Origin of the sequence: Gilvibacter sediminis (assembly GCF_028561565.1) — a bacterium.
Lineage (GTDB): Bacteria > Bacteroidota > Bacteroidia > Flavobacteriales > Flavobacteriaceae > Gilvibacter > Gilvibacter sediminis.
In genome coordinates, this window is record NZ_JAQQTE010000023.1 from 1 (window position 1) to 13,213 (window position 13,213).

General features: G+C 43.1%; 13 protein-coding genes and 1 rRNA gene. 6 read left to right on the plus strand and 8 right to left on the minus strand.

Annotated elements, in window-relative coordinates:
• Positions 1-284, minus strand: a 16S ribosomal RNA gene (locus POW22_RS14195); the annotation flags it as partial.
• Positions 285-850: 566 nt separating this feature from the next.
• Here POW22_RS14195 and thrS point away from each other — a divergent pair.
• The 5 genes from thrS (at position 851) to POW22_RS14220 (ending at position 4,845) form a co-directional block, all read left to right on the plus strand.
• Positions 851-2,797, plus strand: coding sequence for a threonine--tRNA ligase (thrS, locus tag POW22_RS14200; protein ID WP_272833428.1), 1,947 nt, complete (start codon positions 851-853; stop codon positions 2,795-2,797).
• Between the two features lie 75 nt (positions 2,798-2,872).
• A complete protein-coding gene (gene infC / locus POW22_RS14205; protein ID WP_272833661.1) occupies positions 2,873-3,385 on the plus strand; it encodes a translation initiation factor IF-3 in 513 nt (170 codons plus the stop codon).
• A 34-nt stretch (positions 3,386-3,419) separates the two neighbouring features.
• Positions 3,420-3,617: a 50S ribosomal protein L35 gene (gene rpmI / locus POW22_RS14210; RefSeq protein WP_087524876.1), complete on the plus strand. Its 198-nt coding sequence runs from the start codon at positions 3,420-3,422 to the stop codon at positions 3,615-3,617.
• A gap of 94 nt (positions 3,618-3,711) precedes the next feature.
• Complete coding sequence (gene rplT, locus POW22_RS14215) at positions 3,712-4,056, plus strand: 50S ribosomal protein L20 (protein WP_272833429.1); 345 nt, start codon at positions 3,712-3,714, stop codon at positions 4,054-4,056.
• Between the two features lie 477 nt (positions 4,057-4,533).
• Positions 4,534-4,845, plus strand: a complete 312-nt coding sequence (locus tag POW22_RS14220; RefSeq protein WP_272833430.1) for a peptidyl-tRNA hydrolase — start codon at positions 4,534-4,536, stop codon at positions 4,843-4,845.
• Here POW22_RS14220 and POW22_RS14225 read toward each other — a convergent pair whose 3' ends face one another.
• The 7 genes from POW22_RS14225 to tgt all read right to left on the minus strand — a co-directional run bounded on the left by POW22_RS14225 (position 4,846) and on the right by tgt (position 12,196).
• On the minus strand, positions 4,846-5,022 hold the full coding sequence (locus tag POW22_RS14225; protein ID WP_272833431.1) for a hypothetical protein: 177 nt from the start codon (positions 5,020-5,022) through the stop codon (positions 4,846-4,848). It abuts the gene before it with no gap.
• 27 nt (positions 5,023-5,049) lie between these two features.
• Entirely contained in the window at positions 5,050-6,234 is a 1,185-nt protein-coding gene (locus POW22_RS14230) for an asparagine synthetase B (RefSeq protein ID WP_419181006.1), read from the minus strand.
• Positions 6,235-6,377: 143 nt separating this feature from the next.
• On the minus strand, positions 6,378-7,916 hold the full coding sequence (gene dnaB / locus POW22_RS14235) for a replicative DNA helicase (RefSeq protein ID WP_272833433.1): 1,539 nt from the start codon (positions 7,914-7,916) through the stop codon (positions 6,378-6,380).
• Between the two features lie 166 nt (positions 7,917-8,082).
• Positions 8,083-9,036, minus strand: a complete 954-nt coding sequence (locus POW22_RS14240) for an acetyl-CoA carboxylase carboxyltransferase subunit alpha (RefSeq protein WP_272833434.1) — start codon at positions 9,034-9,036, stop codon at positions 8,083-8,085.
• Between the two features lie 57 nt (positions 9,037-9,093).
• Positions 9,094-9,996: a DMT family transporter gene (locus POW22_RS14245; protein WP_272833435.1), complete on the minus strand. Its 903-nt coding sequence runs from the start codon at positions 9,994-9,996 to the stop codon at positions 9,094-9,096.
• Positions 9,983-11,062 carry an LptF/LptG family permease gene (locus tag POW22_RS14250; RefSeq protein ID WP_272833436.1) on the minus strand — a complete coding sequence of 360 codons (1,080 nt, stop codon included), beginning with the start codon at positions 11,060-11,062 and terminating at the stop codon, positions 9,983-9,985. Before POW22_RS14250 ends, POW22_RS14245 begins: the two co-directional genes overlap by 14 nt.
• A gap of 3 nt (positions 11,063-11,065) precedes the next feature.
• On the minus strand, positions 11,066-12,196 hold the full coding sequence (gene tgt, locus POW22_RS14255; RefSeq protein ID WP_272833437.1) for a tRNA guanosine(34) transglycosylase Tgt: 1,131 nt from the start codon (positions 12,194-12,196) through the stop codon (positions 11,066-11,068).
• 170 nt (positions 12,197-12,366) lie between these two features.
• Between tgt and POW22_RS14260 the strand changes: the two genes are divergently transcribed.
• Positions 12,367-13,212, plus strand: coding sequence for a transketolase (locus POW22_RS14260; RefSeq protein WP_272833438.1), 846 nt, complete (start codon positions 12,367-12,369; stop codon positions 13,210-13,212).
• The last annotated feature ends 1 nt before the right edge of the window (position 13,213 follow it).

Below are 13,213 nucleotides of genomic sequence, written 5' to 3' on the forward strand. Positions count from 1 at the left end.
ATCGTCGCCATGGTGTGCCGTTACCACACCATCTAGCTAATAGGACGCATACTCATCTTGTACCGTAACCTTTAATATCTCTGTGATGCCACAGTCATATACTATGGGGTATTAATCTTCATTTCTAAAGGCTATCCCCCAGTACAAGGCAGATTGTATACGCGTTACGCACCCGTGCGCCGGTCGTCAGCAAAGAAGCAAGCTCCTTCCTGTTACCCCTCGACTTGCATGTGTTAGGCCTGCCGCTAGCGTTCATCCTGAGCCAGGATCAAACTCTTCATCGTTTAATCTTAAATAATTTTAAACAACTACTATATCTAAGTTTGACCAAAAAAATCTCTCAGGGTATTTTTACTCGGTTTATTCGTTTCAACACCAAAGTTTCCTTTAGTATTGTACACTGTCAATTCAATATATCAATGAACTTTTGTTCTTTCTTTTTTCACTCAACGCAACTCGTGTTTTGTAGTCACTCATCCGTTTAGCGGGTGCAAATATACAACAGTTTTTAATTCCTGCAATACTTTCAAAAAATAATTTGAAAAAATTTGCGCCAGTATTTTTATGAACTTCTTTTGGGCTGTTATCCTTTCCAAAAGCGGTTGCAAATATATATCGCTTTTTATATTCCACAAGACATAATTGATAATTTTTTTAATAAAATTTGACCTCGATAACACAAGCCACTGAAAAGCTGAGAATTGGGCAAAAACACCCTTTTATACCTTTATATATATACTCCAAAATGACATTCCTTGTAAAATCCGTAGCAAGCGTCCTTCAGAATTAACCCAAACGTATTGTTTACCCTATAAAAGCTACCTATCTTTGCCCCTTTAAAATTAAAATTATGATAGGGATTACCTTACCCGATGGTAGCGTGAAATCTGTAGAAGCAGGTACTACGCCTATGGATGTCGCCAAGAGCATTAGTGAAGGCTTGGCGCGCAATGTTATTTCAGCAACTTATAATGACACCACCGTAGAGGTAACCACCCCATTGACCACAGACGGAAGTCTAACTCTACACACTTGGAACGACGACGCTGGTAAGAAAGCCTTTTGGCATTCCTCTGCGCATATCTTAGCGCAGGCTTTGGAGGAACTTTATCCTGGAGTAAAACTGTGGGTAGGTCCTGCGATTGAACGCGGATTCTACTACGACGTTGATCTGCCAGAGGACCAAGTCATTTCTGAGAAAGATTTCAAGGCAATAGAAAATAAGATGCTTGAGATCGCGCGCGGAAAACACGATTTTAAAATGCGCGAGGTGTCTAAAGCCGATGCTCTAGCCTTTTATCAAGGAAAGAACGAATATAAAGTTGACCTTATTGAAGGGTTGGAAGACGGAGATATTACCTTCTGCGATCACAGCAGCTTTACTGATCTCTGTCGAGGTGGTCATATTCCTAATACAGGTATCGTAAAGGCAGTTAAGATCCTCAATGTTGCGGGAGCCTATTTTAAAGGCGATGAAAATGAAAAGCAGTTGACTCGTGTTTACGGGATCACCTTTCCGAAGCAAAAAGAGTTGACCGCTTATCTGGAACTTTTAGAAGAAGCTAAAAAGCGTGATCACCGTAAGCTTGGAAAAGAATTGGAGTTCTTTACCTTCTCACAAAAAGTCGGGCAAGGACTACCACTTTGGTTACCCAAAGGAACTGCTTTGCGAGAGCGCTTGGAGAATTTCCTTAAAGCGGCACAAAAGAAGGCTGGTTATGAAATGGTGATCAGTCCGCATATTGCGCAAAAGGAATTGTATGTGACCTCGGGTCACTTTGCCAAATACGGTGAGGATAGTTTCCAAACCATTAAAACTCCAAATGAAGGAGAAGAGTTCATGCTTAAGCCGATGAACTGCCCACACCACTGTGAAATGTATAAGACCAAGCCTTGGTCTTACAGAGACTTGCCGAAGCGTTATGCAGAATTCGGTACGGTTTATCGCTACGAACAAAGTGGGGAATTACACGGATTGACCCGTGTACGCGGATTTACTCAAGATGATGCGCATATCTTTTGTACTCCAGATCAATTGAATGAAGAGTTTTTAAAGGTGATCGACCTGGTACTTTATGTATTCGGCTCTTTAGGGTTCGAAGATTTTAAAACGCAAGTATCGGTACGCGATCCGCAGAAACCAGAGAAATATATAGGTGACACTGAAGTATGGGATGCCGCAGAGCAAGCCATTATCAACGCCGCTGAACAAAAAGGTTTGGATTATGTTGTAGAAGAAGGCGAAGCCGCTTTCTACGGTCCTAAGCTTGACTTTATGGTAAAAGATGCTCTGGGACGCAGCTGGCAGCTAGGTACCATTCAAGTGGATTATCAATTGCCAATTCGATTCGATTTGAACTATAAAGGCGCAGACAATGAGCTGCACCGACCGGTAATGATTCACCGCGCTCCTTTTGGCTCTATGGAACGTTTTGTGGCTATTTTGTTGGAGCACACTGGAGGTAATTTCCCTTTATGGCTTATGCCTGAGCAGGTTAGCATCCTCTCTTTGAGCGAGAAATACGAGAATTACGCGCAAAAAGTTTTAAATTTGTTAGAAAATAGCGAAATTCGCGCGCTCGTCGATAACCGAAACGAGACCATCGGAAGAAAGATCCGAGAAGCCGAAATGAACAAGATCCCTTACATGATCATTGTTGGGGAACAAGAAGAGAAAGATGGCACAATTGCTGTAAGGAAACACAGCGAGGGCGATATGGGAACGATGAAAGTTGAAGAATTTATCGCTATTATTGAGAACGATATTAAGAGTACCATAAAAGAATTTAATGTTTAACAGCCCGTTTAGGGACTAATATTTTAAGTCATAGCAATACGAAGAAAAAGAGGAAGAAGAGGTCCGGCAAGGATCATTAAAGAAGATCAACACAGAATTAATGACAAGATCAAAGCTCCCGAGGTACGCCTTGTTGGAGACAATGTAGAAGTTGGTGTTTACCCCTTAGCCAAAGCGAAACAGATCGCAGCAGATTTGGAACTGGACCTGGTAGAGATCTCGCCGAATGCGAGTCCGCCGGTATGTAAGGCCATCGATTACAAAAAGTTCGTTTACGAACAAAAGAAACGCGAGAAGGCCCTTAAAGCCAAAGCGACCAAGGTAACGATCAAAGAGATCCGTTTTGGTCCAAACACAGACGATCACGATTACGAGTTTAAAAAGAAACATGCCATTAAATTCTTGCAAGATGGTGCTAAGTTGAAAGCGTATGTATTCTTTAAAGGTCGATCGATCATCTACAAAGACCAAGGGCAGATTTTGCTACTGCGTTTGGCACAAGAATTAGAAGAATACGGCAAGGTAGAACAAATGCCTAAGCTGGAAGGGAAGCGTATGATCATGTTCATCGCTCCTAAAAAGAAATAAAGAGAAAGCGAGATAATTATAAACCTTAGGAACAATGCCTAAACAAAAAACAAAATCCAGCGCCAAGAAGCGTTTTAAGCTGACAGGAACTGGTAAAATCAAAAGAAAGCACGCGTTTAAGAGTCACATCTTAACAAAGAAGTCTAAGAAACGTAAGCTAGCCTTGACGCACGACACTGTCGTACACAAAGCGGACGAGGACAATGTGAAACAAATGCTTCGAATGAAGTAATAACTTTCACCGGTTTAAACGAGTAATAACCCTGGAGTCAGGCCCATTAAAAGTATTCTTAACGGAATCGCCTGCTACAAAAAACAAGTAAATTATGCCAAGATCAGTAAATGCAGTTGCTTCAAGAGCCCGTAGAAAAAAGGTGATGAAGCACGCCAAAGGTTACTTTGGACGTCGTAAAAACGTTTGGACAGTAGCGAAAAACGCGGTTGAAAAAGCTATGCAATATAGCTACAGAGACCGTCGAGCTAAGAAAAGAACGTTTAGAGCTCTGTGGATCACCCGTATTAATGCAGGTGCCCGCGAGCACGGTATGTCGTATTCTAAGTTTATGGGACATTTAAAAGCCAATAACATCGACTTGAACAGAAAAGTTCTTGCCGATTTGGCCATGAATCACCCAGAAGCTTTCAAAGCGATTGTCGATAAGATCAAGTAAGGGCTTTAGGCCTAATCAATAACATATTATTTCGCTAAAAAGCCTCACTCTTACGAGTGGGGCTTTTTGTTTGGATGTAGACCGGTAGAGTTTCATCATCAATAAGGCCGGGGCATTCCATGCCCTCCCCAGTTTTAATTTAGGTCGTGTTGTGGCAATATTAAAGTCCAAGCGCTACATATTCATCAATCAGTTTAGGTAATATTGATGCTGTTGCCGGCACAGCAATGCCATACGAATACAGTCCTAAGTGGTTTTTCTTTGAATTGAATAGATAAGATTCTATCGTTTCTTGCTGACGGCATAAGAGTTAAGGAATGGAGATGAAACGGGGCATTCCATGCCCGCCCCAGTTTTAAATTACACATTTTAAGAGAGTCCTTAATAAGAGGCAAATACAGATTTATCAATCCGTCTTTTTTATTCAAATTCTTTATAGCTTTAACCAAGACTACGTACCAGTAAACAAAGATCATCATGTCACACCTTAAAATGTACATCTTAGTCAAAGACAGCATCCCTGCGGGCAAAGCCGTCGTAGGCGTAGCACACGCCAGCTTGGCTTGCTATCTCAAGTATGCTGATGATGCCATCGTAAAAGAGTGGTTGGCAGGCCCGTTTTACAAAACGGTTTGCTCAGTCAATGAAAAGGAGTTTGAAAAGGCCAAATCAGAATCAGATCGGGTGGTAATGACAGAATCTACACTAGACTATCAAGAAACGGTGATCGCTTTTAAGCCTCGAGAAGAATATCCGAAGTACTTTAAGTTCTTCAGGCTGTATAAGTAGTTATTCTTTCAAAATCAAGGCGCCAAGGGCCAAAGAGACTACGCCAAAAGCCAGATGGATATACCAATCACCGGCCATAGCACCGGCAACGATAAAGCCCACCAATACAAAAGAGACGACTCCAAATAGAATAGCTAAAGAGGCTATGTAAAAGAGAGTACGTTGTTTTTTATCCATGATCGTGCATTTGATCAAAGATAGTCTTTATGTTTTTTGACGCTTCTTCTTGGCAGCTGGAAACAGAACGTTGTTGAGAATAAGTCTATAGCCTGGGGAGGTTGGGTGCAATGCCAGCTCCGTAGGCGCGTCTCCTACTCTATGGGTATAATCTTCTGGATCATGTCCACCGTAAAAAGTAAAGAATCCTTTTCCTTTGATTCCGTGAATATAGCGCGCTTCTCCATTGGTTTTGTTTTCACCCATGATCAAAACGTTGGCTTTGATCAGGTTGCGATCATAAGATGTGGTCTGCCCCATAAAACCTTTTACCAAGGCCGTGTGGTTTTGTACTAACATGGTTGGGATCGGATCCCATTTAGCCGAATAATCCATTAAGGAAAAGTAATCGGTCTCCTTGGGAATGGCACGCTTGCGAGTCATGTCTATATCGGAGAATTCATAAACGTTCGGGCTGCGTTCCAGTATGAAATCCTTAAAGGCAAAGGTTCGAGAATAATCCAGTTTGCTTTGGTAACCCCCCTCAGACGGATCACCATCGAACATAGATTCACAAATATCCACACCCGCAGCAGACAAGGCAATGTCATAGCTATCTGTAGCGCTACACATGGCAAACATAAAACCACCGCCCACAACGTAATCTCTTATTTTTAAGGCTACATCACGTTTGGATTCAGATACTTTGCTGTAACCCAACTTAGCAGCGCGTTCTTCTGCCAATCGCTTTTCTTCTATATACCAAGGCGCAGATCTAAAACTGCGATAAAACTTACCGTATTGCCCGGTAAAGTCTTCATGGTGCAAATGCAGCCAATCATAAAGTATCAGCTGATCACTCAAGACTTCCTCATCATAGATCACGGTATAAGGGATCTCTGCATAGGTCAAAACCATGGTCACCGCATCATCCCAAGGCTGATTGCCTTTAGGGGAATAAACGGCAATGCGCGGTGCTTTCTCCAAAACAACAGCTTCCATATTCTGAGAAGGACTTGCGATCAGGGTAAGGATCTCTTCGGTTTTAGAGTCCGATAGCACTTCAAATTGCACCCCTCTAATTTGACATTCTCTACGAATCACCTCAGAATCTGGCAATAAAAAAGCGCCTCCACGGTAGTTCAACAACCACTTTACTTTAAGGTCCTTTTCTAAGGTCCAATAGGTAATACCGTAGGCCTTTAAATGCTCGGTTTGCCCGTCCGCATCCATTGGAATCAGGATGTAAGAAGCTTGAGCACTAAAGGCTCCAAGAAATAATATGATAAAGATCCATAATCGCATAAGGCTAAGATAACGACAAAAAGCGTTCCAAGCTTATCCTTTAATATAGATTTAGCAGCTGGGAAAAAATCCTAGAATGGAATATCGTCATCCGGTGGTGTTGCTGGGCCGTCAAAGGCGTCTTCTGCGGATGGGAAGCTGTCTGGTTTAAAGGTATCGTCATTGGCTGCAGCATTCATACGCGAGTGGAATTCAAAAGGCGAATCAAAGGCCTCCAAATTCTCAAAACGACCGAGGTGTCCAATAAACTTCAAGCGGATCTCATCCAATCCACCATTACGGTGCTTAGCTACAATGAACTCAGCTTGACCTGCAGTAGGGCTGCGCTCTTCATCATCCCATTCATCAATTTTGTAGTATTCCGGACGATAAATAAAGGAAACGATATCCGCATCCTGCTCAATCGCTCCAGATTCACGAAGGTCAGAAAGCAAAGGTCTTTTACTACCGCCACGGGTCTCCACGGCTCGTGATAACTGAGACAGTGCGATCACCGGCACATTCAATTCCTTTGCCAGTGCTTTAAGGTTTCGAGAAATGGTAGAGATCTCTTGTTCACGATTCCCACCTTTTTGACTTCCTCCTGCAGTCATCAACTGCAAGTAGTCAATAACCACCATCTGAATGTCATGCTGAGACTTAAGACGTCTCGCTTTTGCACGGAGGTCAAAAATAGAAAGCGAGGGCGTATCATCAATGAATAATGGTGCGCGCTCCAAATCTTTAACCTTTACGTTGAGTTGTTCCCATTCGTGCTGCTCCAAATTACCGGTACGCAACTTCTCCGAGCTCAAACCAGTTTCTGAAGAGATCAAACGGGTGATCAACTGCACAGACGACATTTCCAGAGAAAAGAACGCTACCGGAATTTGATGTTCTACGGCCATGTTTCGTGCCATAGATAAGGTCAAGGCGGTTTTACCCATACCCGGACGTGCTGCGACGATAATTAAATCGGAAGGCTGCCAACCTGAAGTCAGCTTATCCAATGCGGTAAATCCAGAAGGTATACCCGAAAGTCCCTCCTTATTAGCAATCTCCTCAATGCGTTTCTTAGCTTGTATCACCAAATTCTGCGCTGTTTCTGAGGAGCGTTTAATATTTCCTTGTGTTATTTCATAGAGCTTGGATTCCGCTGTGTCCAAAAGGTCAAAAACATCTGTGGATTCGTCATAAGATTCCTCAATGATTTCGTTAGAAACCTTGATCAAACTGCGTTGAATGAACTTCTGCAAAATAATGCGCGCGTGGAACTCAATGTGCGCGGAAGAAGATACTTTTTGAGTGAGTTGAATGAGGTAAAATTCACCACCTACCAAGTCGAGTTGCCCGTCTTTCTTGAGCTGAGCGGAAACGGTTAATAAGTCAACAGGTTGACTGTTTTCAAATAATTTATGGATCGCCTCAAAAATGTGTTGATGCGCCTCTTTATAAAATGCATCCGCATGGAGAATATCAATGACCTCATCGACACCTTTTTTGTCGATCATCATTGCACCCAATACAACCTCCTCTAAATCAGTAGCTTGTGGCGGCAATTTTCCTTTCTCCAAAGAAATTACCTGAGATTTCCGTTGTCCGTAGTTAGCGCGAGGTTGTAAATTATCCATGAGGCGAATGTAAATAAATTGTTATCGGCAGCATGAATATTGGCGCAGCCGATGTCCACCAGCTATTAACATTTTAACTGTTAAGAACTGCAGATTATTGTTAATAACCCTTGAAAAGTAAAAGGGATAAAACGGGGTCGTTCGTTAAGTCCTTATTTTAGGACACTTATCCTTTAAAGACTCCCATTTCTGAATACTTATCCATGCGTTTTTCAACCAATTCGGTTGGGGATAAGTTCTTAAGCTCATCGAAAGACTTCTCGATTTCTTTAGCCACTGTTGTATAGATCCCTTCACGATCGCTATGCGCTCCTCCTAAAGGTTCTTTTACTATAGTATCGATCAATTTGAGCTTCTTCATATCTGTGGCGGTAAGTTTAAGTGCTTCTGCCGCTTGTTCCTTGTATTCCCAGCTTCGCCATAGAATCGAGGAACAACTCTCCGGAGAGATCACAGAATACCAAGTATTCTCTAACATCAGTACGGTATCACCCACACCAATTCCTAAGGCTCCACCACTAGCTCCTTCACCGATGATCACCACGATGATCGGCACCTTAAGGCGTGTCATTTCCAGAATGTTTCTCGCAATGGCTTCTCCTTGACCGCGCTCCTCAGCTTCCAAACCTGGATATGCTCCAGGAGTGTCAATTAAGGTTACTACGGGCACACCAAATTTCTCGGCCATCTTCATCAGGCGCAAAGCTTTGCGATATCCCTCTGGGTTCGCCATACCGAAGTTTCTGTACTGACGGGTTTTGGTGTTGTATCCTTTTTGTTGTCCGATAAACATATAGGACTGATCACCTATTTTTCCCAAACCACCAATCATCGCCTTGTCATCCTTTACATTTCTGTCACCGTGTAGTTCCAAAAAAGAATCGCCACAAATAGCTTTGATATAATCCAGCGTATACGGGCGATTAGGGTGTCTAGACAATTGGACGCGTTGCCAAGGGGTCAGGTTCTTATAAATATCCTTCTTGGTCTCCTTGAGTTTCTTCTCGATCTGCTTGCAGGTGTTGGTCACATCAACATCGCTCTCCTCGCCTATTTGACAGGCTTTCTCATACTGCTCCTGCAGTTCCTTAATCGGTAATTCAAAATCAAGATATTCCATGATTTTAGCTTCTGTTTTTAGTGTGGTGGTTAGCTCACAAATATAATAACTTTGGGTTTATCCCGTAGTTTCGATCTTGGTTTTTCTAGCCCGAGATAATTTGAGGATTCCATTGCCAATGACGGTCAATAAGATAAGGCCGGCGCCTAGGTAAAATTCAGTTTGCATATACTCTGCATCACCGAGGATCCACAGCCCCAAAAGAATGCCGTAGACAGGTTCCAAATTAACTGTGAGCATTACCGTATATGCACTGAGCCAGCGCATTACGTGTACCGAAGCGACAAAAGCATAGGCGGTACAGACGGAGGCCAACAATAACAAATAGCCCCAATCGCGAAGTGAAATCACAAAAAGATCCGCAGTGATTCCACCGCTGAATCCGAGATAGATCAGTATAAAAACTGCGCCGTAACTCATCTCATACAAACCAATAGCTCCCGCCTGATGCTCTTTGACCAGTTGGGCATTGTAAATGGTAAAACAAGCACCGAGAAATGAAGAAGCCAAAGCCAATAGTATTCCTGTGGTATAGCTGGAATCTACATTAAAGATCAAAGCCAAGCCACACATGGCCAAGAGTCCGAAGATCACCTCATAGATGATGAGCTTTCGCCTTAAAAATAGCGGCTCTAAAAAAGCAGCGAAAAAAGCGCCCGTAGACATTACAGCCAGGGTCACAGAAACATTGGAGGCTTTTACAGCGCCAAAGAACGCCAGCCAATGCAGCGCAATGAGTCCCCCGGCAATTGCAAACTTGGCCTGAGTTCTCCTCGGAAAGCGCAGACGTTTCTTGGTCACTAAGGCAAAAATCAATAAAAATACTGCTGCCAAGCTCATTCGGTAGGCAACCAAGGGAATGGCATCTAAAGTTATAAGGGCACCCAGCACAGCAGTGAATCCCCAAATAAATACAATAAGGTGTAGATGCAGGTATTGCAGCTTTTTAACGCTTGGCATTGTAAAGGAGGTAAACAGCCAAACCAGCGAATACAACGTTCGGGAACCAAGTCGCTACCAAAGGAGAGAAATCACTTTGTTCTGCTAAGGTTCCGAAGATTTTATCAAAGAAGACAAACACCATTCCCAAGCCAATACCAAAAGCGAGGTTCACTCCCATTCCACCGCGGCGTTTAATGGACGATACGGCCACTGCAATAATGGTCAGTATATAGGCCGATATCGGCAAGCTCCAGCGTTTGTTTCTCACAATCTCATAACGACTAATATAGGTTGAACCACGCTCTTTCTCTTTGGAGATGAATCGGTTTAGCTCGTTATAATTAAGCGTCTCAGCAATGTATTCTAGCGGAGTCAAGTCTTCTAAATCAAAGGAAAACACCGTATCCAACTTATTTTTTATAATGAGTTGATCTTCTCGCTCCCCAACAATGCGCTTGGTATAATTACTCAAGGTATAGGTACTGTCCTCTTGATTGTATTTTATGCGATTCGCGCTGAGTTTATATACCATTTTGTTGTCAACCACATGCTCTAGGGTAAAATTGCGTCCCATTTGATTCTTTGGGTTGAAGTAGCTCACGTAGATATAATCGGTCTCGTTGATCTGACGATACACATTGGTCTGGTCTCGATCTTTCTTTCCGCGCTTGAGGTACTGATAGGTAAACTCATTGAAGCCTTTACTAGCCATTGGGGCGAGATACATCCCTAAAAATAAGGCGCCAATACACACTATGGTTGCACCGATCATATAAGGTCTCAAAAATCGATAGAAAGAAACACCACTACTCAAGAAAGCGATGACCTCTGTCTTATTCGCCATTTTAGAGGTAAACCAGATTACTGACAAGAACAAAAATAGCGGGAACAGCAGATTGGCAAAGTAGATGGTAAAGTGTAGGTAATAGAGCGCAACTTCAGAAAACGGCACTTCATTGGCCAGGATCTTATCGATCTTTTCGGCCAAGTTCACCGTGATCCCAATCGGAATAAAAAGCAACAAGAGCATCAAGAAGGTGCCCAGGTACTTTTTAAGTATGTAACGATCTAGAATTGAAAGCATTGACTACAAACGTTTGTCCATTTGACGCACCATTTTATCCTTCCACGCTTTGAAAGTTCCAGCAATAATTTGCCTTCTGGCTTCACGGACCAACCACAAATAAAAGCCTAAATTATGAATCGTGGCGATTTGTTTCCCTAAAAGTTCGTTAACACTAAACAAGTGTTTTAAATAAGCTTTGGTGTATTGGGTATCCACATAAGTATGCCCCATAGGATCAATCACAGAAAAATCATCGGCCCATTTTCTGTTTTTAATGTTGATGGTGCCCTCTGAGGTAAAGAGCATTCCGTTACGAGCGTTACGCGTTGGCATCACACAGTCAAACATATCTACGCCCAATGCTATATTCTCCAAAATATTAATCGGCGTACCAACGCCCATCAAATAGCGTGGCTTTTCCCAAGGCAAAACCTCCGTAACCACTTCTGTCATGGCATACATTTCCTCGGCAGGCTCTCCTACGGATAATCCGCCAATTGCATTTCCAACAGCTCCGGCGTTGGCAATGTATTCTGCAGATTGTTTTCTCAGATCTTTATAGGTGCTTCCTTGTACGATCGGAAAAAAGGCTTGAGCGTAATCATAAGTGAACGGTAGCTTGTCCAGCTCCGCAATACAGCGATCCAACCAACGGTGGGTCATGTGCATGGAACGCTTGGCGTAATTGTAATCACAAGGATAAGGAGTACACTCGTCAAAGGCCATAATGATATCTGCCCCGATCACCCTTTGGATCTGCATGACCCGTTCTGGCGTGAACATATGATACGACCCGTCTATATGCGATTGGAATTTCACTCCCTCTTCTTTGATCTTTCTATTACCAGAAAGCGAGTATACTTGGTATCCCCCACTATCGGTCAAAATATTGCGGTCCCAATTCATGAATTTGTGCAAACCTCCAGCCTTTTGCAGGATCTCTGTTTGCGGGCGCAAATACAAATGATAAGTATTACCCAATATGATATCTGGGTTGATGTCGTCTTTAAGTTCTCGTTGATGCACGCCTTTTACAGTACCTGCAGTACCTACAGGCATGAAAATTGGGGTTTCAATAGTACCGTGGTCGGTGGTGATTTTTCCGGCTCTCGCCTTGCTTTGTGGGTCGTTTGCTGTTAAGCTGAATTGCATAATCTATGGTCGCTTCCTCTAATGGCAAAGATAGCATCTTATGCTGTTTTTAAAGGGGAATCCTGCGCAATGTTAACTAATCCTTGGGAATCGTTGATAACTCACCCGCTCCCTACTTTGCTCAAGGGGGCGAATAGCTTAATTTTACGCCTAAATTCAAACCATTTTTTATGCCAGATATCGCAGCTTTAGAAGACTTGGTAACGCAGGTCAGACGCGACATTTTAAGGCAAGTTCACAAGGTAAATTCGGGTCACCCAGGAGGTTCTTTGGGTTGTGCCGAATTTTTTGTGGCCTTGTTTCAAGTCATTATGGACCGCAAAGACGGATTCCACATGGACGGAAAGGATGAAGACATATTCTTTTTGTCTAACGGACACATCTCCCCGGTATTTTACAGTGTACTTGCCCGCAGTGGATATTTCCCTGTAGAAGAATTGAACACTTTTAGATTGATCGATTCTCGCTTGCAAGGACACCCGACTACACATGAAGGACTTCCCGGAATTCGTGTAGCCTCTGGGTCTTTGGGTCAAGGTATTTCTGTAGCCGCTGGTGCCGCAGAAACAAAGAAACTCAACAACGATCCGCATTTGGTCTACGCCCTTTGTGGAGACGGAGAATTGCAAGAAGGTCAAAACTGGGAGGCCATTATGTATTGTGCCGCTAACAAGGTAGACAACCTTATTGTTACTGTGGATCTCAACGGACAACAGATTGACGGTTCTACAGACGACGTCCTTGATCTAGGAAACGTTCGTGGAAAATTCGAAGCCTTTGGATGGTTGGTACATGAAGTTGCCAACGGCAATGATATGCAAGCCGTTATTGACGGGCTGAATCATGCCAAAAACATGAGCGGAGCAGGAAAACCAGTTTGCGTACTCTTGCAAACGGTGATGGGTAACGGTGTTGACTTTATGATGCACACCCACGCCTGGCACGGAAAGGCGCCTAATGACGAGCAACTGGCCATTGGCTTGGCTCAGAATCCAGAAACTTTAGGGGATTACTAAA

Coding starts and splice junctions, on each gene's coding strand:
- POW22_RS14220 (WP_272833430.1), top strand. CDS start 4,534: ATGTCACACCTTAAAATGTACATCTTAGTCAAAGACAGCATCCCTGCG.
- rpmI (WP_087524876.1), top strand. CDS start 3,420: ATGCCTAAACAAAAAACAAAATCCAGCGCCAAGAAGCGTTTTAAGCTG.
- thrS (WP_272833428.1), top strand. CDS start 851: ATGATAGGGATTACCTTACCCGATGGTAGCGTGAAATCTGTAGAAGCA.
- POW22_RS14225 (WP_272833431.1), bottom strand. CDS start 5,022: ATGGATAAAAAACAACGTACTCTCTTTTACATAGCCTCTTTAGCTATT.
- POW22_RS14260 (WP_272833438.1), top strand. CDS start 12,367: ATGCCAGATATCGCAGCTTTAGAAGACTTGGTAACGCAGGTCAGACGC.
- POW22_RS14250 (WP_272833436.1), bottom strand. CDS start 11,062: ATGCTTTCAATTCTAGATCGTTACATACTTAAAAAGTACCTGGGCACC.
- POW22_RS14245 (WP_272833435.1), bottom strand. CDS start 9,996: ATGCCAAGCGTTAAAAAGCTGCAATACCTGCATCTACACCTTATTGTA.
- POW22_RS14230 (WP_419181006.1), bottom strand. CDS start 6,234: ATGGATGCGGACGGGCAAACCGAGCATTTAAAGGCCTACGGTATTACC.
- dnaB (WP_272833433.1), bottom strand. CDS start 7,916: ATGGATAATTTACAACCTCGCGCTAACTACGGACAACGGAAATCTCAG.
- tgt (WP_272833437.1), bottom strand. CDS start 12,196: ATGCAATTCAGCTTAACAGCAAACGACCCACAAAGCAAGGCGAGAGCC.
- POW22_RS14240 (WP_272833434.1), bottom strand. CDS start 9,036: ATGGAATATCTTGATTTTGAATTACCGATTAAGGAACTGCAGGAGCAG.
- rplT (WP_272833429.1), top strand. CDS start 3,712: ATGCCAAGATCAGTAAATGCAGTTGCTTCAAGAGCCCGTAGAAAAAAG.